We start from the raw sequence: 20,911 nt of genomic DNA, 5'->3' as shown, positions 1-20,911 counted from the left end.
GAATTTATGTATTTTAGTTTTTCTTGTTATATTTCGTATTAATAAAGTATCACACATCAAAATAGTTGTAAATATATTATGATTTTTCTAATAATTTAAAACCAATTACAAGCTTCTATTTTAGTATATTTATTTTCACATAAAAACCACTGTTTTATTAATATTTTAAATATTAAAAATAAATAACACAATAATATTTTACTAACTTTTCAATACGTTAATAGTGAAAAATAATTAAATTTTTTTATTTTTTTTTTGCAACTTGATTTGTTATTTAGTTGTTCTAAGCACATTTTCCCTCTGTAACATTAACCAAATGCTTTCCGTTATTTCAGTATTGTCACTGTCCGTCCAACAATAAAGCAAACCCGTCACAGGTTTGCCCTTTGAATTTTATTTTTTTTCTCTGGTCTGTCTATTCATTTTCCTCTTAAACTGTTACTTGCCCCTTTTTATTGGAGAAACCAAAACCTCCTTGTTTTTCACATCATATAAACCACTTGGGGTTAATCTAATATATGGTAAATGAGTGGCAGAGAAGAATAATAAGGAAAAGGCAGGGTCGTTATACTTATAGCCTCTTTCTTTTAGTAACTCTATCATTTTTTTCTCCTGTTTAATCAAAGAGCTCATATCAAGATTAGACATAATCCCCGTTAAAGGTAACGAAATTTCGTGTAGTATATGATTTTCTTCTGCCAAAACCATGCCGCCACCGATTGCTTTCATTCTTTCAAAAGCAATTAACATATCTGTTTTTCTTTTACCTATAATTAATATATCTCCCGTACCAGAATAGGAACTTGCAAATCCACCCAAATATTGAGCAAACCCTTTCAGTAACGTATTTATTCTCCAAGATCCATTTCGATCAACCATCATAAGAAAAGATTCGTCATGTTCAAGCGATAATTCCTCACTATCCAAATCGATACTACTTTCATACGGTTTGGTAATTACATTATTTATTAAATGAATTCCATTTGAGGTCGAAAATATCAAATCATCTTCAAGTAAAGTCCATTTTAAATGAAGGGGGGACATTTGATACTTTCCCCAATTGAGGGATGAAAACTCGTTAGTATCAATGCCATCTTGCTTAATCCACTTACCTTTTGCTAATACACTGATAGGCGTTGGGTTATTTTTGCTCTCCAAAAAATTAATATTAGCTATTCTCCCTGTAGCAATGGATCCATGTAAATGTTCCATATTATAGTAACGGGCAATATTATAACTTGCCATATTGTAAGCATCAATTAATGGTATTCCATAATTAATGGCCATTTTTATCAGTTCATCCGTCATTCCATTTTCATAAAAAAAAGGATGTGAACCGTCGGTAGTAAAGAAAAATCGATCAAATTTTTGGACACCTAACTCTATTAACTCTTTTATAAGAATGTCTAAATCAGGTCGAATAGATGAATGCCTAAGAGATACAGTATAACCCTGCATTAAACGTGTAAGTGCTTCCTGACCCGTCATTGCTTCATGATCACAATCCGCGCCCATTAACATTAATTTTGCTAAAGTACGTTCAGAGGCTCCTGGAAAATGCCCTTCTACTTTTTTATTTAACCTCTTTGTCTCTTGTACCCAGGATAGCATTTGGTTATCGCCATTTAATAATTTCGGCCACCCTGTTAGCTCTCCAGCTTGCAGTACTGATTCATGTTTGAGCCAAGAAATTACATCTTCATTATTAAAAATATTATGATTACTTTCCAGCTCAGTTTGTCCGTCAAAACGACACCACCAGTACATACTTGATGGAATGTTTTTAAATTCATTTAATAATTCAAATGCTGCTTTGATAGGGAGCTCAAGGAAAATGGTTAAGTTATCATTAATTAAAGTCGTTGTGCCGAATTGCCCCGCATGTTTTGCTAATGTAAGAGGGTTATATAGCTGATCTGGGTGGGCATGCGGTTCAATATATCCAGGGACTAAATATTGTCCCTGACAATCAATCTCTTCATATTCATTTGAATTCTCAGGAAGATTCTCCCCTACATACACAATACGATCTTCATATATCCAAATATTCGCAACTAACCATTGATGTAGATAAGTATTTAAATAGGTTGCGTTTTTTAGAATAATATGAGGTTTTTTATCTTCATTAAGTACCTGTACATGATTTCTGATTTGTTTGTTGCTCCATCTATAATTTGTATTATCCACTTGTAAACCCCCATATATGATATTAAATATAAGTTCTATTACCACAATAAAATGGCTGCCATCGCATTTATTGGATTCATTACAAAAAAAATGCTTCTACTACATCAAGATGATGCTGAGATCATTTCCTTCACCATATGTATCCAGCTCTAATAAATACTTATTATATCATTTCGTGTACGCTCACTAAAGTAGTTGATATATATATATTTCTGAAAACTTATATATCTCTTTTACATAATCCCTAGAATAGTTAAGCTGCTGGTTCTTAAACATCTCTATAATTTACCGGATAGATATATTGGGATTAGTTGTGACAATAGCAATATTTTTACTTGGTGTTTCTATAAAGTTACGCACATCTTTTGGACTTTGACTTGTCTTGGAGTCTCATCCCTTTATAAAGCCTTAATATCAGATTTCTGTACGGCGAGCCAAGATTTTATTCCACGATTCCTCCAGCCCCTACCTCACGATAAGTACCTTGCGCTTCCTTAGTGGTTGGCCGATGTGTACCCCCACAGTGGACTTTCACCACCAAGATAGTTGCCATGCCTGGCACACAAGAAAAGGTGAGCCATAGGGACAGGTCCTTTGTCCCACACAAGAAAGGCACCGTGACCCAGTTTTTCTCAACCAACTGGGGCACGGTGCCTGACACCAATTTTTATGGATTTATCTATTAAACTATTCTATGATAATACTAACAATCCATATTAATAGGTTGGGGGTTTGGATATTCATGTATATTAAACTCGATAAGAAGGATAAGAGAACACTTTGGTTACAGATTGTGGATCAAGTGATTGAATATATAACAAATGGACAGCTTTCACCGGGGGATCCGCTCGTTCCTACGCGGCAGCTGGCACAGGAGCTTTCGATTTCCAGGTCAAGTGTGCAGATTGCCTATGAGGAGCTGCAATCGCGCGGATATGTTATAACCTCTCGACGAGGCGGAACCCGCGTGTGTGATATTATGCCTGACAAGGATGAATCTACTGAACATACTGTTCCAGCCATTCCGTCAAAACCTTTTCTTGAGGAAAAAACAGAGGGTGTAGACCACTGGCCTGAAGTAGCTCAAGAGGAAAAAGCCGAAATCGATTTTCGTCTGCATGTGCCTTATATTGATCCAATCTTTCAAAAGCTATGGAGGCGTGCTTCCAATACAGCGATGAGGGAGGAAAATGTTTTTGACTGGGGCTACAGCTCTTCTTACGGCTTGTATTCTGTTCGGGAACAAATCAGCCGCTATTTAGCCATTGAAAGAGGCATTCATGTTCAGCCCAATCAAATTCTTCTCACCTTAGGAGCAAGGCAGACAATGGATATTATTGCTCAAGCTCTCTTACAGGAAGGTGATTTAGTTTCTGTTGAAGATCCAGGATTCCCGGTTGCCTGGACATCGATGCGCTACCGTAATATGCAGATTGAACCTATTCCCATTGATAATCAAGGAATATGTGTAGGAGAAATCTCACCTCATACAAAAATGATTTTTACAACGCCCTCACACCAATTTCCAAGCGGTGTGTTGATGACGGCGAACCGCAGACAAGAATTGATTCAGTTTGCTCAACAAAATCAAACATGGATTATTGAAGATGACTATGACGGAGAATTCCGCTATCGGGGCGGTCCTATCCCAAGCTTATATTCACAATTACCAACAAATATTTTATATTTATTAAGCTTCACAAAGCTGCTCGCTCCAGGAATACGTTTAGCTGCGGTCATTGGACCAGAGGAAGCTATTGCTCGAATGGCGAAAGTACAGGAGTTTGTTTGTCGTCACTTACCTGTTATGGAGCAGCTTGCACTGGGGCAATTTTTCGAAACGGGTGACCTTTTAAAGCATGTCAGAAGAATGCGCTCGATCTATCATAAACGTCATCGCCATATTATTCAGACCTTAACGGCTTCCGGTTTAGCTGAGAAATTTCATATTCTTGGAACAGAATCAGGACTCCATGTATTATTGGAAAGTCATGACCAATTTGATGAATACGAGGCAGTCAACGCTGCTTTAAAAGCAGGTGTGGGTGTTTTCCCGCTCAGCCCTTATTGCTTGGAAAGCTCTCGGAAAGGGTTGCTGCTTGGCTTTGCCCATCTTGAATCTACAAGAATTATTGAGGGAATTAAAAGATTAGCAAATATCCTGATTTAGACAGACAATGATCTAAAAAAAGGAATTCATCACCTTATGTCAAAAAAAGCGATGAATTCCTTTTTTAGACTCTATTCCGCCGCTCTGTAATATATATTCCCATTTATTTCCTCGGACTTTACCTTTCCAATGGACTCTAGGTAAATGAATCGTGTAATAGTAGCCATTAATTGAGGAGGCCCTTTCAATGCCTTTCCCTTGGCATAAATCTCCTGGGTAACGGTGAAAGAGGTTTTCTTCTCATCCTTTACGGCATGAACCATTTCCTCCAAACGGTGATGATGTCCAGACCTAATTTCTTCCATTCGTTTATTTACATTTTCAATGATATTCCCATGACCAGGCAGTGCAATAGAAACAGGATGCTTCTTCACTCTTTCAAAAGAAGCAAAATACTCCTTTAGAGGATTGACATCATGATGGGACTCAATTAACACAATCGGAGATATCTTATTCAATATAAGATCACCAACAATCATCATCTGTTTCCCGTGATGGTAAAAACAAAAATGATCGGCAGAGTGGCCAGGCGTCCATAGAGCTTCATATATTTCATCACCCAACTTAATCTGCTCACCATCTTCAAATAGGCCATCCGGTTCAAAATTATAAATGTATGAATCAAATTTTGTTTCAGGTTTTGAATACTCCAAGCAGCCATGCTGCTTAAATAAGCTAATAACATAATCCGCATAATCGTCTTTTTGCCGTTTTTTCATTTCTCGGTACCCGAGCTTAGAAATATAAACAGGTACTTTATACTTCTCTTGAAACCATCTGGCAAGTCCTAAATGGTCAATATGATAATGAGTCAAAACAATCTTTTCAAAGGTTACTCCCGTTTCCACAATTTTATCCCAAATATTCATTGATTCTTTTGAATACATACCGGTATCAACTACTGTGAAACCTTTTTCTCCCCGCAGTAAATAGCAATTTACTTGCACCATTCCAAAAGGAACAGGTAAGGATACCAAATAGATATCTTCTGTAATTTTTGTTACCATCGATAATTGATTAAGATTTTCTAAACATTTATTCATTAGACATTGCTTCCTTTTACCGGATTTATGAATCTTCTGATAATGATTTTAGCATATGCTATCCGAGCATACCATCAACTTGCGTGGATAGAAATCATTCTACCTAAATATCCCCTACATGAAAAAGCAGGGTTAACCCTGCTCCTGCATTCCTTCTTGCTGTTTTCTCGCTTTCTAACTTAACAAAATAAGTTAACGATTAAGATAACTCTAACGGTTTTTTTAAAGCACTCATTGTTATCTTCCGGACATATCTCATCGTTTCTGCTGCAGCATCTTCGGGATTACAATCTCGGCGATTATTTAGAAAAGTTGTTAGCATTCCACGCCATATCAAAATAGTCATATTAACAATATCTTCACTCTCTTCATTATCTAGATAACCTTCTTCCACAGCTTTTTGCAAAACCGCTTTACTTCTTTTCGTAATATTATGTTCAAAGATTAAAGGTTTCACTTCTTCAGATAGTCCTGTTAAATCGTCCTGATAAACTTCGAAATAACGAGCTAGTAGTTCTTCTGGTTTGCTTCCTAAATCAGCATTAAAAATAGCATTATAAATCTGTGGATTATTAAAAGAATGTTTACAAAAACATTCCCAGCTTAATATATATTTTTCTATTGTATTTTTTCCTGTAGTCATGTAAAAAGATAGTTCCTTAATATACTCATTAAGATATCTCATCGAAGCGAAAAAAATCAGATGGGATAGTTCTTCAAAATAATTATATATAGTTGAACTAGTATACCCGGCAATATCGGCAATTTTCCTTATTGTAACGTTTTCCACGCCTTCTTCTTCAATTATTTGAGCTGTTGCATCCACAAAATATTTCCACATACGATTCATCTGTATCTTTTTACGACTCATAAAAATCTCCCCCTTGTCCTAAATTTTCACAGTCTTAAATAAATAGTTATTTTACCTATAATTCCCCATTTATAAACCTATAATATTTATAAAATTCGGTCAATTTAAATATTGAAAATGATAAGATGTTTTTTCTTTTACCTTTTTAAAATTAAAAAATTTCACTAATATTTAACACTTATATTATAATATAAAATAAGATTATGAACAAATTCATATTATGAATGTGATTTTTAATAAGAATATCTACTCTACTGATTAGCTAAAGGTCCCTTCAAAAAAGTAGAACCTTTCTTGGATATAGCCATATCTATTAAAGGAATTGGGGATTATAGCAAATCTAAGCTCTCAATAGGAAATATTTCTCTAGCCATTACAAAAGACGGCCCAGAGAAAATGTCTGTATTAAGACGATTTCCTTGAGCCGTCAGTTCGCATATAAAACCTTCACTTTCCAATTTTTACCTAGTGTCCCTCGAATTCTATAAATGACATTCCCTAATGTTTTTTGATGGTCCGATTTACTCATGGCATATTCATTTGGCGGTCTATAACAGAAATAAGATTAGGTGATTGAGTAAGCATATGTAAAGCGTCTGAAACTTCAACTCGGCGATATGTCTCCATCACACGACCTTTAGAAAATAAGGCATGCCGACTCTTCCGTAATTGTTCCCTTACTTCTTCTGTTAACTCTTCCGACATCTCTAATGATGCAAGGACACAATCTTCTGCAGCAGCGCAACTCATAATACTCACATCCCCTTGATTAACTCGACCTGTCGGTGAATATGCTAGAGCACTAACAAGCCGATGTTGTGCACTACTAATTGTTTCGCGTAAAAAAGTCGCTGGTGATGATGGAATGTCCTCCACAAGCAAGCGAGTTATACCACGATCATTAATAGCCTCCAATATATGCTCAGGATTGTTCTCAACTATAACCTCTTTATGAGAAGGCCATACATCCATCCAGTAATGATTCATATGGCTCTTTCCCACGTGGAATATAAAAAAATCAGGGTAGATTCTCAGTTTGCCACTTTCATTACCTAGCTGTGGACGATAAAAATCATAGAACCTCGTTATAGCAGCCATGATTAAAGCACTCGCACCAATACCTCCCGCAGACTTTCGTACCACAATTCCAATCCGATCTTTCTCATTAAACTCTGGAAATACAGCATCAAAGGAGGCCTTGCTCCCATCAATATTGAATACAAAGTCATTCGAATTCAGCATTTTAGTAGTGTGCACCTATTACTAGCTCCTCTCTATTAGTCGGATTGTTTTTTACTTTATAATCTGAAAGGAAGAAGATTTCTTACTAATTGAATCTCAGAAGATTAATGAAATGATTGCTCCTTACTAAGCGGCGAACCAGCAATAATAGTAGCCCGATACCATGCTAAAAATAAACAGAAGCCAGTAGTAACGCTATATTTAATATTCGTTACATCCTGACTCCCACTTATTTACTCTTTTCATATTACTCTACAGACTGGCTGCTAGCTCCAAACCTTCAAGAATAGCTTCTTCCACTGTTCGCGGAATAAGACTATCCCCAATACGGTGTAAATTAGGTACATATTCTTTTAGCTGATGATAGAGATCATTCTCTTGAAGGAGACCATAGGCTAGGACAACCGTATCAATATTATCACGTCGAAGTTCTTGACCCGTGTAAATATTCGCAAAAGAAACTGAGGTTGTATCGACTCCCGAAAGCTTATATTGTGAAGTCATCTCAATCTCCTTTAAGAACAATTGAGTTAAAGCAAATGTTCTGACCTTTTCCTGAAGAGAGTGTCCTACTTGATAACAAGAAGTAACTAATTCAACATCACAGCCCAGTTCCTTTAAATATAGAGCAACTCCAACCCCTGTCATATCTCCCTTCCAATCGGCAACCACTACCTTTTTCCCGGCTTCCTTCCTGCGTGTCAGGATATCCCAGGCTGTTACAACATGAGGAAAATCTATCCCTTTCATATGAGGAATATATGGATTGGCACCTGTAGCAATAATGACTTCATCCGGCTTCATAGCAAGAACCATTTCTTTTGTTACTTCCTTATTCAAATGAACTTGAACACGATAGTAATCCAAATCACGTTTCAAATTGGAGACAAGTTCCCCAAACTCCTCTCTTCCAGGAATTTTACGGGCCATTTTGACTTGTCCACCCAATTCATCGCTCTTTTCCAAAAGTGTCACTTGATGACCACGTTCCGCAGCAATAACTGCCGCCTTCATTCCAGCTGGCCCTCCGCCAACCACCACGACACGCTTCATTTTCTTTGCTTTCGGCATTTCGGCGTATTGAAGTTCTCGTCCTGTAACTGGATTTTGTAAGCAGCTAATTGGAATATCTAGCTGCATATGTCCGATACAAGCCTGATTACAACCGATACAAACTCGAATGCGTTCCATTTCCCCACGCAATGCCTTGTTAGGCATGTGCGGGTCGCAAATCATGGCTCGTGTCATACCAACCATATCTGCTTGACCATTTGCGAGAACATTCTCTGCAATGACAGGATCATTGATACGCCCTGCTACAAAAATAGGCACAGATACTTGTTTTCTTATTTTCGCGGCATGTGAAGCGAAATGCGCAGGCGGGATTGGAGCAGGAGGAACGATAAAAGCTGAACTTGCATAGGTTGCCGAACTCCCACCGGTTAAATTGAAATAATCAAAGCCTCCAATGTGTTTATCGATATACTGCAAAATTTCTTGTATTTCTCCATACTCTGCCCCTTCATCTTCTAAATCATCGACACTAAGACGTAATCCAACGACAAAGTCTGGCCCGACCTTCTCACGAACAGCTTCCACAATTTCCTTTAAAAAACGTAACCGATTTTCAATAGATTGCCCACCATACTCATCTTTTCTTAAGTTCAAGCGCGGCGACCAAAATTGACTTGGCAAATAGCCATGAGAAGCGACGACTTCTACACCATCTAGCCCTCCTGTCTTTACCCTTACTGCTGTATCTGCATATCCTTTAATGATGTCTTTAATCTCTTCCCTCTCGAGCTCCTTTGGAATAATTCGGAAGCGATCTGCCGGAACAGCGGATGGCGCTACCGCCACTGAAGTTCCTGAAGGGAATACCTCTCTTCCTGGATGAAAGAGCTGAACAAACATTTTCGTATCGTACTCATGAACCGCTTCCGCTAGTTTTTTATAATATGGAATGACCTCATCTTTAAACGCACAAATCGTATCCGCTGTAAAAAAGGCTGTTGGATGGACAGCATTCGCTTCAACGATGATTAATCCTGCTCCTCCTTTTGCTCTTTCTTTATGGTAAGCGATTAGGCGGTCTGTAGGGATTCCATTTTCCACATAAGAAGTCATGTGACCAGTACTTAAAATTCGATTTTTTATCCAAGTAGATCCAATTTTCTTTGGTGTAAACAAATATTTGAATGTTGTCACGTTCTATCCCTCCTTTTCATCATTTGCTTCCACTTTCTACTAACGAGTTAACCACTTCAGCAATATCCCTTGTGGCTACATTAGAACCACTTGTCTGGTTTAGCGATCCTATCGCTTCTTCCATCATCACGAGGCAAAAAGGACACGCAGTCATTGTCGTGCAGGCTCCAGTTTTGACAGCCTCTTCCCCGCGAATAGAGTTAATCTTTTCTCCACGTTGAGTCGTTTCAAACATGGCGCCTCCACCGGCACCACAGCAGAAAGACGTTTCTTTGCTTCGTTCCATTTCAACAATTTGGTATCCAAGCATTTCCAAAATATCCCTTGGTGCTTCAAAGATTCCGTTTTGACGTCCTAAGTAGCAAGGATCATGATACGTAACAATTTCTCTTTCCTGTTTTTCCGGTATTTTCAACCGTCCGTCGCGTATAAGATTATAAATAAATGTGGTATAATGTGTGACCTCATAATTACCGCCAAGAACAGGATATTCATTTTTGAACATATTAAAACAGTGTGGACAAGTGGTGACAATGGATTTCACTTCATGTTCATTGAGTGTTTTAATATTATGCTGAGCCAATTCCTGGAATAGATTTTCATCCCCCATTCGACGGGCAACATCTCCTGTACATCTTTCTTTTGTACCCAAGATTGCATAATCAACATTCGCTTTATTCATAATATCTGAAAACGCACGAGCTATCGCTTGAAGTCTTAAATCATAAGCTGCAGCACATCCTACCCAAAATAAAACCTCCATCATTAAGCCCCCTCTTTCTTTTTCTCTGTCTTTTTCTTTTTACTCTCCAACACTGGAACATTAAGTCCTTTGCTCCAGTCCTCTCGGTCAGACCACGGTTTTCCAAAAATATTATGTTGTTCTTCCAGTTTCACTAAGGTTTTTTCTGCTTCTTCCTCCATCACTTGATTTTGAATAAGACCTCTGCGCATCGATAAGATTAAATCAATGTGATTGATGGATACTGGGCAGGCTTCTACGCAGGCTCCACAGGTTGTGCAGGATTGAAGTTCTTCCGGAGAAATAAAAGAACTTATTTCTTGATTTTCGTGCATATTGTCCCTGATTTTCATTACAATTGAACGAGGAGCTAATGGCTTTCCGCTGTTATGAGCTGGACATTGGCTATCACAGCGGCCACATTCTGTACACGCATCGGTACTAAGGAGCTGCCAGCCAGTAAAATCCGTTACTTTATTAACTCCTTGTATTCTCATCGATTCATATCGTTCTTCTTCTGTCATTTCCTCTAAGTTATAAGGAGTCCCAACTTTTCCTGTACGCTTGACAGGCTGGAAAAGGATATTGATAGGAGCTGTCAGAAAATGAAACAATTTAGTATAGGGAATAATCGCAATAAGCATAAATGCTAAAAGAGCATGGCTTAACCACCAAATAGGATAGGCTTCCGCACCAAAGAGCGGATTCCCTTGAAATAAGCCCGCAAGACCATAGCCAACAGGTGACCACACCGCGTGACTGATTTGTGTCTCAGATAACCGAATTCCTTCTATTATATAGCCGCCAATTCCTATGAGAAATAATAATAAAAGAAAGGCTTGGTCAGCTATTCTATTTCTTAATCTTGAACGTGACTTTCGTGCTCGAACCACCATAGCCAGCAATAAACCGATTAGGAACAAAACACCAAATACATCTAAAACCAGCTCATATATAAGGTAAAAGTTCCCCTGAAGCAATGGAATTTTAAAGTCATAATCGACTACGACCAACACCGTGCCGATGAACAATATTACAAAGCCGTAGCTTGTAAAACGATGCATAAACCCAAACAATCGATCCCTTTTTATCTTCTTTTGCTCAACTGCTGTTTTATAGAAAAACTGAAAATTCGTTTTTACATCATTCCAGCTTACCTTTTCTTTGACTCCTTTTCTCCATAAGCGAAATCGTCGATAAAAACCATAAACAAAGATAGCTATCGCAATGGCACCGAATACGTACATCGCAATTTTGTAATCAAAAGAAATCATCCAAAAGGTATCCCGTTGCACTGTCTGCATTATCTATCCCTCCTTTAGCCATTTCTGTATTTTTTGTGATAGGAAATGAATATTCCTTTCATTGACCTCTGGAGTTACCTTTTCTCCTAACTGTTCATTTTCCTCTTTAGACAGTCCCATAATTTTTAGCAGTCTCTGCTCTGTTGATAAGCTATCATCTGGTATGTCAAAATAACGAATATTGGGCTTAGGTTCAGATACCTCTAATATTTTCACGCTCGAATTTCCAATCGGCTCTTTCAAATTATGAATCTCCATTTTTCCTTGCACTTTGGATGAACGTAAATAACGCGGGATATAGCGTTTTCTCCCTAATGAGTTGATGACGCCAATCAAAATAGGTAATTGAACTTCATAGGTCTGAACAATTCCTCTTCCTTCGCTGCGCTTTACCTTCCAGATTCTTTCATGCTCAATATCTATTTCCTGAATGTGTGTTAAGGATGGAATGTGTAATAGTTCAGCCACCATTGTTGGCGTCATTCCTAAATTTTCATCTTCGCTGGAGGAACCGCTTAAGATTACATCAAAGGGATGTTTTTTCAGTTCATTTGCCAGTATGTTTGCCGTTTCGTTTCGCCATTTTTTTAAGTTCGGCTGCTGGATGACTATACATTGATCCATACCGTATTTTAACAATCGGTTACTATCGATATCCATGTTCGTATCGGCTGCCATGATAACCGTAATATTCGCACCCTTTTTTTCTTTATAGTCGCAAGCCCACTGCAAAGCCTGAAGGTCAGCGGCATTAAAGGTATTACTTATATACGAAAACTTTTGATTAAAGTAATCCCATTTAATAGATGCTGAATCTATCACCGGCTTAACCAATATGCAAATATTCAACATTTTCCTCACTCTGCCTTTCTACTTGAAGAGATTGCACGAGTTCTGGTAAAACCTCCTGGTAATCACCGATGATGCCAATGTCACAGCGCTGGAAGATAGCAGCGGATGGATCATTGTTAATAGCAATGACATGCTTTACTCCTTTAATCCCTTCCAAATGCTGTGAAGAACCAGAAATTCCTATAGCTACATAAATATCAGCCTCAATCGTTGTACCACTGGCCCCGATTCGTTTCTCTCTTGGAATCAGACCCAACTCATCGGCTACTTTGCTGCCTCCAATTGGTGCATTCAAAACTTCTGCCAATTGCAAGATAGAGTCGAAGGCTTCTCTACCGTGCACACCTCTTCCAATTCCTATTACTGCTTTTGCTTCCGTTATTTTTAACTCTTTCCAATCGACTTGAGATTCGGAAAGAAACCTAATAGGGCTATTGACTAAATCTATTTCAATCTCCTGTACGAAGCTGGGTTTGCCAGATTGTTGTTTTCCGTACAGAATCGATCTTTCAAAGGTTAAAAATTGCTGTCTAGCTTCTGAAAAAGCAGTAAATTCATGAGCCTTTTCATTATAAATTTCACGTTTTGCAAGCAATGATGAGGATTTATGTTCAATCATAATTTCCATAACGTTCGTTATAATGGGCATGTTTGATTGCATGGCTGCACGTACAGCAAGATCTTGGTATAGCGGATGGGAGGAAAATAAGTAAATTTCCTTTTGATGATTAAAACTTGCTAGCAACTTGCGAAAAACTTGGAAGTGGTAATCAGTCACTTTCCAATGTTCTATTTCTAAATGGGCATGATAAATTTCATCAAAAGGTAATTGTCTTAAGTCATCAGTGGACAATCCGGAATGGACAACAACAGCTATTTTTCTGTCATTTTCTGTGGCAATAATGTTTGCTTGTTCGATTAATCCCCATGTTTCTTCCGTGAAGGTTGCCCCATTTTTCAAAGGAAGATAACAAATGATATTTGTTTCCATTACAGCTTTCACCTCACTCAATTAAAGAGTAGTAATCTTGGAGTAGTCCCAGAAGGAATCAGGAATCAGGCATCCACCATTTATCTATATTCAGTGCGACTTTACGCAAAGCGATATTAGATACTGTATTGTGATGCCTGACACCTTTGCTTTTGAGACAGTCCCTAGTAATCTTGGAAGCTAGTTCTTCAACTCACGCCAATTCACAGGATACAGAGTAAAATAGAATTCTACTTCTTCATCTGTTCCATAAGTGATTTCTGCGCCGTCTTTCATAAAGTAGATATCTCCTTGCTTGGCCTCTATCTTTTTTCCATCATGTGTAATGTACATACTACCTTTAGAGACATAAATCATTTCATCATATTTAATCTGCCAATCGAAATGACATTCTTTCATCCGGCAGATTCCGCCGCCCATATTCATAGAAAGCTTATTAATAACGGGAGCTATTTCTTGAATCTCCCCCTCAATGCCTAATGGATTATATTCAATTTGAGACCCCTTAATTAGAGTGACTAAATCTTCGCCGGTCTCCTTATAAATCACATCCTTTTTAGACTCTTTCCAATCTACAGGGTAAGTAGAGAAGAAAAACTCAACCTCGTCATCAGTGCCATAGGTAATCACAGCTCCTTCTTTCATAAAAAAGATATCACCTTGAACCGCTTCGATTTTCTTTCCCTTATGGCCAATGTACATGCTGCCTGATTGAACAAAGATGATTTCATCGTATTTAAGCTGCCAGTCGAAATTACATTCCTTCATCCGGCAAATTCCACCACCCATTGTTTTTGACAATGGATTAACAGCTAAGGCTATTTCTTGCACTTCAGCATCAATTCCTAACGAACTGTACTCAATCTCCTCTGCTTTAAGTAATGTGACTAAGTTTTTCACTGCATTTGTCATTTCTTTTCCTCCCTATGATTTGAATTTGTTCATTTAATAGTGTTATAATAAATATTGATTGGAGTCAGCCTGAAATATTAATGTATGCAACGGAAATCTTTCAGGCTGATTTTTGATGGAACTCTTTTTAGCTTTAATACGATTGAACCGTCAACTTCTTGAACCTCGTAACTTCCAATAGAAACTTTCTCAGGGTTAAACAAGGATTTTCCTGTTTTCATATCAAATTCCCAACCGTGTAATGGGCATCTAATAATTTGATTATCAAAACCATAATTAAATTCTCCCGGGTCAGATGGGAGCATGGCTCCAGTAACAGGTCCATAAATCATCTCTACACCTTGATGGGGACATCGATTTCGAAAAGCATATAATTGCCCATCAACATTGACCATAGCAATTTCGACTCCGTCTACAGATACTAATTTTCGCTGCCCTGGTTTTAATTCCTCAGCCGAACAAACGACTACACTAGTTAATTGTTGATTCCTTTGCATTGTTTCCATCAGGTTTTCCTCCCTTCAAATCATTAAAGTCTATAACTCTTTTTAGCATTTTCGTAAAAGATTTTGTTTTTTAAGTCATCTGGAAAATGTAAGAATGCCTTGTCACTTTCATCGCCGTCCCAATGAGGATAGTCGCTTGCAAATAAAAGCATATCTTCTGCTTTCACCATTTTGATTAACTCCACAATATCTTTCGGACGGAAGGATTCTTCTATTGGCTGTGTCCCTAAACGAACGTTTCTTCTGATATACTCACTTGGCAATTCCTTAACCCATGGAATTTCACTTCGGAGCGCTTTCCAGTTTTTATCCAATCTCCACATAACCGATGGCAGCCAAGAAAATCCATATTCAATAAAATTGAATTTCAAATTTGGAAACTTCTCAAATACCCCTTCACAGACGAGACTCATGATTTGTCTCTGGGCAATCAATGATAATGTTGTATGCCATTCTGCATATGTGGAAGCAGGTCCTACTGCGCCAGGCGGGGCATATTCTGCCGTTCCTTCGCAATCAGGATGCAAAACGATTGGAAGATTATATTCTTGAGCTACCTCATAAAGCGGCCAGAAATGGCGCTTTCCTAATGGTATATTGATACACTGCAAATTGATTCCTGCAATGCCTGGTTTATGTCCAATTCTCCTAATCTCTTGAATAGCCAAATCGGGAGCAAGCGGTGTAACAGACATTGTCATTTTAAATCGTGGGTCACTCTCTACCCATCGATCATATAGCCAATCATTTGAACCTGATGTATAGCCGGCTGCAATTTCAACATTATGGTAGCCTGCCATCGTACCATGCCCGATATTTAAAATTCCAAACGTGTGATTATGGCGATCTAACAAATCCTTTACAGCGAAAACTGGATCTGATCCAGGAACCCCGCCTTCAGGTGTGATTGCATCTAAACGAAGGACATGGTTAGGATTCGCATATCGTGCTTTCGGGAATGTAAAGGAACCTGCATTCATATCTTCAAGCATGCTTTTTTCAAACTTCCCAATATTCATATGTCTTTGAATACCCTCTTCTAAATATGGGATAAGTTCATTGAAATCATCCAAATAAGGATGTACATCGCAATCAATTAGTCCTTTTACATTTTTCTTAGGTACTTCATTTTCCTTTAGAATTGTTTCCAATTTTCCCTCACCTCTTTAGATATTTAGAAAGTATAGTTTTAATTAAATTGAAGCTGAAGTTTTTCATTATAATAGACTACATTTGAAAGCACTGTATAACCCTCTAAGGATTGAATCCTTTCTCTCGCCTCATTCTCACTTTCAAATTCATACATGGTAACATTTTGGCCGGCAAATACGGTAATCACCCACATTTTCTTGTTTCCCCCAATTTGAATTAAAGCTACACGCATAGCAACAATCGGAATCATATAATGAACATGATCGTAAAATTGACATTTCAAGGCAGAAGTAATAGATAAGTAGTTAGTACAATACTTCTGACTTATTTTTCAATTACTCCTTCAGTCTTCTGTTCCATAGCTAGTTTGTTTTTGGTTAATATTTGTGGTTTTTTTAGAAAGACTATCACGGTTCCTATAAAAATAAGAAACCCGCCAACAAGGAAACTACTAGAAATAACTTCTCCTAAATAGAACCAGCTAAATATTCCTCCAATAACCGGAACAAGGAAGTAAAAGATTGAACCTATTCCAGCTTCCATCCATTCCATTCCTTTATTCCATAAAAAGAAAGCAATAGCTGTCGCAACTACTCCAAGATAAAGAATCCCCAGCCAAATTGACATTTCTTTCAGGCTGTACAGATCTTCCATGCTTAAGTCCATAAGCATCACGGGTGTTGTCACTAGGAGGGCAGCTCCTGTCGCATAAGTTGATATGGCTAAAGTAGAATATTTCCCTGTAATCTTCTTTACATATACGCAATATAATGCCCAAGCTAAAGCGTCAAGTACTAGAAACAAATTTCCAAGCATTTGGCGGCTGCCTTCCGTTGTTTCCATCCCAACAGCAATAACTACCCCGCATGTTGCAATTGTAAGCGATATAATTTTTTTGAAGGTCAATTTTTCTTTAAGAACCAAATAAGCTAAAACAAGTGTAAAAGTAGGCGATGAAGCGGTAATTAATGAACCCATATGTGCCGTTGATAAATACGTACCGATAAATCCGCTGCCATTTGAAACAAGGTAGCCGATAAACCCAAGCCAAACCATAAACAGCCAATCACTACGCTGTACCTGTTCTTTATTCTGAAGCTTAAAACAAGCACCTAATACGATGAAGGCAATCAAAAAGCGAAGCCATAAAAGAACGAATGGCGATACATACTCTAACAAATATTTGCTGATGACATACATTCCTCCCCAAATACCTGAAGCAGCCATCAAGCAAACACTACCTAAAATCAGTTTGGACATTGGCCAAGCTTCCCCCTCGGGCAACAGATGATATAAGCAGAATATGCTATTCCACTTATATCAAGGTATTCACCATAATTAAGGCTTAACAAACACTGTTTTAATTGATGTAAAGAACTCAATGGCTGCCTGCCCCTGCTCTCTTGAATGAGAACTTGATTGCTTCATACCGCCAAATGGTGCCTGCAGCTCCACTCCCGCGCTTTCTGCATTAATGCGAACAAGACCTGCATCCATATCTTGAATAAACGTAAGCATATTGCCTATGTTTTTAGTAAAAATTGAAGCACTAAGTCCAAACTTAACATCGTTTGCCACTTCTACAGCTTCCTCTAAGCTATTAACTTTAATTAACGCTAAAACAGGTCCGAAAATTTCCTCTTGGGCAATGGTCATACCAGACTTCACATTTTCAAATACAGTCGGTTGTACATAGAACCCTTTTTCAAGGCCATCTTCTACTAATCTTTTCCCTCCGTATAGAAGTGATGCACCCTCCGCAACTCCCTTTTCAATATAGGATAAAACTGTGTTCAGCTGGCTCTCGCTTGCACAAGGCCCCATCCACGATTCACTTTCCAACCCATTTCCTACTTTTATTTCTTTTACTTTTGCCAGCAATCTTTGTTTAAACTCTTCATACACATCGCTGACAACAATTACTCTACTTGTTGCCGTACATTTTTGTCCCGTAGAACGGAGCCCTCCGCTAATAGTTGCCTCTACAGCTAAATTAAGATCTGCATCGGAAGCGACGATTACCGGATTTTTACCGCCCATCTCCAGTTGATATTTTGCTCCTCGTGAAAAGGCACCTTGTCCTACTCTTTTCCCGATTTGGTCTGATCCTGTAAAAGTAATCCCGTTAATATCTGGATGATCAATAAGTCCTTGGCCAATCACACTTCCAGAACCTGTCACTACATTTATTACCCCGGCAGGCAGTCCCGCTTCATGAAAGCATTCAACCACCTTAATAGCGGTTACACTTGTTTCTATAGCAGGCTTCAAGACAACTGTATTACCATAAATAAGGGCTGGGGCCATTTTCCAAATAGGAATAGCCACCGGGAAATTCCAAGGAGTGATAACCCCTACCACCCCTAAAGGAGTACGGGTTGTAAACATTAAAGCTTCATTATCTGTAGAAGGAATGATATCCCCGACTTTTCGCATCCCCTCTCCTGCATAATAACGAAGAATGGCAATACCGCGAGCCGTTTCACCTTTAGCCTCTGGCAGTGTTTTACCCATTTCGCGCGTCATTGTTTCTGCAATCTCTTCTATTTTTTCTTCCATAACGGCAGCTACTTTATAAAGATACTCCCCTCTAGCAGCACCTGATAGCTTTCGCCAAGATACTTGAGCCTCCTTAGCCGAAGCAACAGCCTCATTCAACTCTTTTTCTGATGATTTCTGAACATATCCTACGATTTCATCCTTATTTGCTGGATTTATACTAGCGTATAATTCCTCTGTAACCGAGGGTTTCCAGCCTCCATTAATATAATTGCAATAAGTTTTAGTTTTAATGGTCACTCCCATTGTTCGTTCCCATCCCTTCTAAATTAGTTTTCACTAATAAAATCACGTTCATAAATAAATCATGATTTATTACGATTTTTATCATACCACGCGCTATTTTATTTAACAATCACAATTTTCAAAATTTTCTAATGAATTTTATTTCCCCCTATTAACCTCCTATTAATATATTTGCAAGAATTTGTTTTATTTTCTTAATTTTTATAAAATTAAGAAAATTAATGATTGTAAATTTTCAATATTTTGTACTATAATAACGTTGTCAAATCGTCTATTGAACATGGTCATTTAATGAACTAGATTTTTAATTAACCAGATTGTTGTCAATTGACGAAATTAAAAAAGGAGGGGTTTTATTGGTAGGAAAAAATGTCGTTTCTATTGTTTCGTTGGGGCTCACCTTGGTTTTTATTATTCTAGGTATTTTCTTTAATGAATGGCTGAACAGTGTATTCTCGTCCCTCTTGAACGTAACCATTGATTCTTTTGGTTGGTTTTACCTTGTGGCTTGTTTCTTATTTCTTGTTCTCTGTTTATACTTCATGTTTTCTAAATACGGCAATATTAAATTGGGAAAGAGCTCAGATCGACCCGAATATAGTACTAAATCGTGGCTTGCTATGTTATTCAGTGCTGCGATGGGCTGCGGGTTAGTATTTTGGGGAGTATCAGAACCTGTACTGCATTATGTCACACCTCCAATCGGATCAGGTTCATCAGCTCAATCTGCCGATACATCCATGAAATTTGTTTTTTTTCATTGGGGATTAAATGCGTGGGCTATTTATGCTATTGTCGCACTAGGTTTAGCTTATTTTCAGTTTAAAAAAGATTTACCTGGATTAATCAGTTCCATCTTTTATCCTGTTTTAAAGGATAAAATTTATGGACCTCTTGGAAAAACTATAGATATTTATGCTACTTTCATAACTGCTATCGGAGTTTCTACCGTTTTGGGCGTAACAACCCTGCAGTTAGCTGGGGGACTTAATACTGTGTGGGGAGTCCCTAATAAACTATCGACCCAGATAATCATATTATTAGTTGTAACCGCTTGCTTCCTAATCTCAGCTTATTCTGGTTTAAATCGGGGAGTTAAGATATTATCAAACTTAAATATGATCATAGCATTCTCCCTGATGCTTTTACTCTTCATCCTTGGACCGACATCGCAAATCATGAGAATTTTCGTGAATACTACTGGAGAATATTTACGTGACATCGTACCTATGAGTCTTCGATTACAAACCTTTGCAGAAGATAAATGGATTGGGGCATGGACGATATTTTATTGGGCTTGGTGGAGTACATGGGCTCCTTTTGTGGGTACCTTCATTGCCAGGATATCAAAAGGAAGAACAATCAGAGAATTCCTTGTAGGAGTACTAGTCATACCAACACTCATCAACTTCATGTGGTTCTCCGTTTTTGGCGGATCAGCTCTTCACATCATTCAAGATTTAAAGCAAACTGCCTTAGTTGAAGCTATTAACAATGATATGACAGTTGCTTTATTTTCATTTTTTGATTATTTTCCTTTCAGTTCAGTCTTAAGTTTCATTGCTATCCTATTAATTACTAGCTTCTTCGTTACCTCTGCAGATTCAGCTACTTATGTATTAGGAATGTTTGGTGGAAATGGAACGTTAAATCCGTCAAATAGAATAAAGATGATTTGGGGGATATTTATTTCAGCTTCCGCTATCGTCCTTCTTATTAGCGGCGGTGTAACAGCAGTACAAACTGTTGCTACTGCTATAGCGTTTCCTTTTTATATTATGATGGTCATCATGTGCTTCTGTCTGCTTAAAGCAGTGTCACAAGAGAACAAAACCGCTTCTCAAGAAAAACGAGCAAGCATTATAGAATCCCATAAATATGCTAAAGGTGAAATTACCAAGAATAGTAACACTATTTAATTAGTTT

17 protein-coding genes are annotated in these 20,911 nt (G+C 37.9%); 2 read left to right on the top strand and 15 right to left on the bottom strand.

Annotated elements, in window-relative coordinates:
• Positions 1-438: 438 nt before the first annotated feature.
• The gene (locus F4V44_RS21270; protein ID WP_150442017.1) at positions 439-2,187 is read right to left on the bottom strand and encodes an adenine deaminase C-terminal domain-containing protein; all 1,749 of its coding nucleotides are present in this window, start codon (positions 2,185-2,187) and stop codon (positions 439-441) included.
• A gap of 742 nt (positions 2,188-2,929) precedes the next feature.
• Between F4V44_RS21270 and pdxR the strand changes: the two genes are divergently transcribed.
• Positions 2,930-4,357 carry a MocR-like pyridoxine biosynthesis transcription factor PdxR gene (gene pdxR, locus F4V44_RS21265; protein ID WP_150442016.1) on the top strand — a complete coding sequence of 476 codons (1,428 nt, stop codon included), beginning with the start codon at positions 2,930-2,932 and terminating at the stop codon, positions 4,355-4,357.
• 71 nt (positions 4,358-4,428) lie between these two features.
• Here the strand turns inward: pdxR and F4V44_RS21260 are convergent, their stop codons facing one another.
• From F4V44_RS21260 to gucD, 14 genes are all read right to left on the bottom strand, one after another.
• Positions 4,429-5,400 (bottom strand): MBL fold metallo-hydrolase, encoded by a 972-nt coding sequence (locus tag F4V44_RS21260; protein ID WP_150442015.1) that lies wholly within the window; start codon positions 5,398-5,400, stop codon positions 4,429-4,431.
• Between the two features lie 199 nt (positions 5,401-5,599).
• Positions 5,600-6,271 (bottom strand): TetR/AcrR family transcriptional regulator, encoded by a 672-nt coding sequence (locus F4V44_RS21255; RefSeq protein WP_150442014.1) that lies wholly within the window; start codon positions 6,269-6,271, stop codon positions 5,600-5,602.
• 525 nt (positions 6,272-6,796) lie between these two features.
• Positions 6,797-7,528 carry a hypothetical protein gene (locus F4V44_RS21250; RefSeq protein ID WP_150442013.1) on the bottom strand — a complete coding sequence of 244 codons (732 nt, stop codon included), beginning with the start codon at positions 7,526-7,528 and terminating at the stop codon, positions 6,797-6,799.
• A gap of 237 nt (positions 7,529-7,765) precedes the next feature.
• Positions 7,766-9,721 (bottom strand): oxidoreductase, encoded by a 1,956-nt coding sequence (locus tag F4V44_RS21245; protein ID WP_150442012.1) that lies wholly within the window; start codon positions 9,719-9,721, stop codon positions 7,766-7,768.
• 19 nt (positions 9,722-9,740) lie between these two features.
• Positions 9,741-10,484 carry a (Fe-S)-binding protein gene (locus tag F4V44_RS21240; protein ID WP_150442123.1) on the bottom strand — a complete coding sequence of 248 codons (744 nt, stop codon included), beginning with the start codon at positions 10,482-10,484 and terminating at the stop codon, positions 9,741-9,743.
• A gap of 2 nt (positions 10,485-10,486) precedes the next feature.
• Complete coding sequence (locus tag F4V44_RS21235; protein ID WP_150442011.1) at positions 10,487-11,767, bottom strand: (Fe-S)-binding protein; 1,281 nt, start codon at positions 11,765-11,767, stop codon at positions 10,487-10,489.
• 3 nt (positions 11,768-11,770) lie between these two features.
• Positions 11,771-12,619 (bottom strand): adenine nucleotide alpha hydrolase family protein, encoded by an 849-nt coding sequence (locus F4V44_RS21230; RefSeq protein ID WP_150442010.1) that lies wholly within the window; start codon positions 12,617-12,619, stop codon positions 11,771-11,773.
• Positions 12,594-13,610, bottom strand: a complete 1,017-nt coding sequence (locus tag F4V44_RS21225) for an electron transfer flavoprotein subunit alpha/FixB family protein (protein ID WP_150442009.1) — start codon at positions 13,608-13,610, stop codon at positions 12,594-12,596. Before F4V44_RS21225 ends, F4V44_RS21230 begins: the two co-directional genes overlap by 26 nt.
• Positions 13,611-13,790: 180 nt before the next feature.
• Positions 13,791-14,522, bottom strand: coding sequence for a cupin domain-containing protein (locus F4V44_RS21220; RefSeq protein ID WP_150442008.1), 732 nt, complete (start codon positions 14,520-14,522; stop codon positions 13,791-13,793).
• A gap of 77 nt (positions 14,523-14,599) precedes the next feature.
• Entirely contained in the window at positions 14,600-15,028 is a 429-nt protein-coding gene (locus F4V44_RS21215; RefSeq protein WP_150442007.1) for a Rieske (2Fe-2S) protein, read from the bottom strand.
• A gap of 23 nt (positions 15,029-15,051) precedes the next feature.
• Positions 15,052-16,179, bottom strand: coding sequence for an amidohydrolase family protein (locus F4V44_RS21210; RefSeq protein WP_150442006.1), 1,128 nt, complete (start codon positions 16,177-16,179; stop codon positions 15,052-15,054).
• Positions 16,180-16,217: 38 nt separating this feature from the next.
• A complete protein-coding gene (locus tag F4V44_RS21205) occupies positions 16,218-16,430 on the bottom strand; it encodes a hypothetical protein (RefSeq protein ID WP_150442005.1) in 213 nt (70 codons plus the stop codon).
• A 74-nt stretch (positions 16,431-16,504) separates the two neighbouring features.
• On the bottom strand, positions 16,505-17,440 hold the full coding sequence (locus F4V44_RS21200; protein WP_150442004.1) for a DMT family transporter: 936 nt from the start codon (positions 17,438-17,440) through the stop codon (positions 16,505-16,507).
• A 78-nt stretch (positions 17,441-17,518) separates the two neighbouring features.
• Positions 17,519-18,985 carry an alpha-ketoglutaric semialdehyde dehydrogenase GucD gene (gene gucD / locus F4V44_RS21195; protein ID WP_150442003.1) on the bottom strand — a complete coding sequence of 489 codons (1,467 nt, stop codon included), beginning with the start codon at positions 18,983-18,985 and terminating at the stop codon, positions 17,519-17,521.
• Positions 18,986-19,341: 356 nt separating this feature from the next.
• On the opposite strand from gucD, the gene F4V44_RS21190 reads away from it, so the two are divergent.
• Complete coding sequence (locus F4V44_RS21190; RefSeq protein ID WP_150442002.1) at positions 19,342-20,904, top strand: glycine betaine uptake BCCT transporter; 1,563 nt, start codon at positions 19,342-19,344, stop codon at positions 20,902-20,904.
• The last annotated feature ends 7 nt before the right edge of the window (positions 20,905-20,911 follow it).

This window comes from Niallia endozanthoxylica, from assembly GCF_008710145.1.
Lineage (GTDB): Bacteria > Bacillota > Bacilli > Bacillales > Cytobacillaceae > Bacillus_BD > Bacillus_BD endozanthoxylica.
This window is presented reverse-complemented; position numbering and strand designations above follow the sequence as displayed.

Coding starts and splice junctions, on each gene's coding strand:
- F4V44_RS21230 (WP_150442010.1), bottom strand. CDS start 12,619: ATGTTGAATATTTGCATATTGGTTAAGCCGGTGATAGATTCAGCATCT.
- F4V44_RS21235 (WP_150442011.1), bottom strand. CDS start 11,767: ATGCAGACAGTGCAACGGGATACCTTTTGGATGATTTCTTTTGATTAC.
- pdxR (WP_150442016.1), top strand. CDS start 2,930: ATGTATATTAAACTCGATAAGAAGGATAAGAGAACACTTTGGTTACAG.
- F4V44_RS21260 (WP_150442015.1), bottom strand. CDS start 5,400: ATGAATAAATGTTTAGAAAATCTTAATCAATTATCGATGGTAACAAAA.
- F4V44_RS21255 (WP_150442014.1), bottom strand. CDS start 6,271: ATGAGTCGTAAAAAGATACAGATGAATCGTATGTGGAAATATTTTGTG.
- F4V44_RS21200 (WP_150442004.1), bottom strand. CDS start 17,440: ATGTCCAAACTGATTTTAGGTAGTGTTTGCTTGATGGCTGCTTCAGGT.
- F4V44_RS21225 (WP_150442009.1), bottom strand. CDS start 13,610: ATGGAAACAAATATCATTTGTTATCTTCCTTTGAAAAATGGGGCAACC.
- F4V44_RS21240 (WP_150442123.1), bottom strand. CDS start 10,484: ATGGAGGTTTTATTTTGGGTAGGATGTGCTGCAGCTTATGATTTAAGA.
- F4V44_RS21215 (WP_150442007.1), bottom strand. CDS start 15,028: ATGGAAACAATGCAAAGGAATCAACAATTAACTAGTGTAGTCGTTTGT.
- F4V44_RS21220 (WP_150442008.1), bottom strand. CDS start 14,522: ATGACAAATGCAGTGAAAAACTTAGTCACATTACTTAAAGCAGAGGAG.
- F4V44_RS21205 (WP_150442005.1), bottom strand. CDS start 16,430: ATGATTCCGATTGTTGCTATGCGTGTAGCTTTAATTCAAATTGGGGGA.
- gucD (WP_150442003.1), bottom strand. CDS start 18,985: ATGGGAGTGACCATTAAAACTAAAACTTATTGCAATTATATTAATGGA.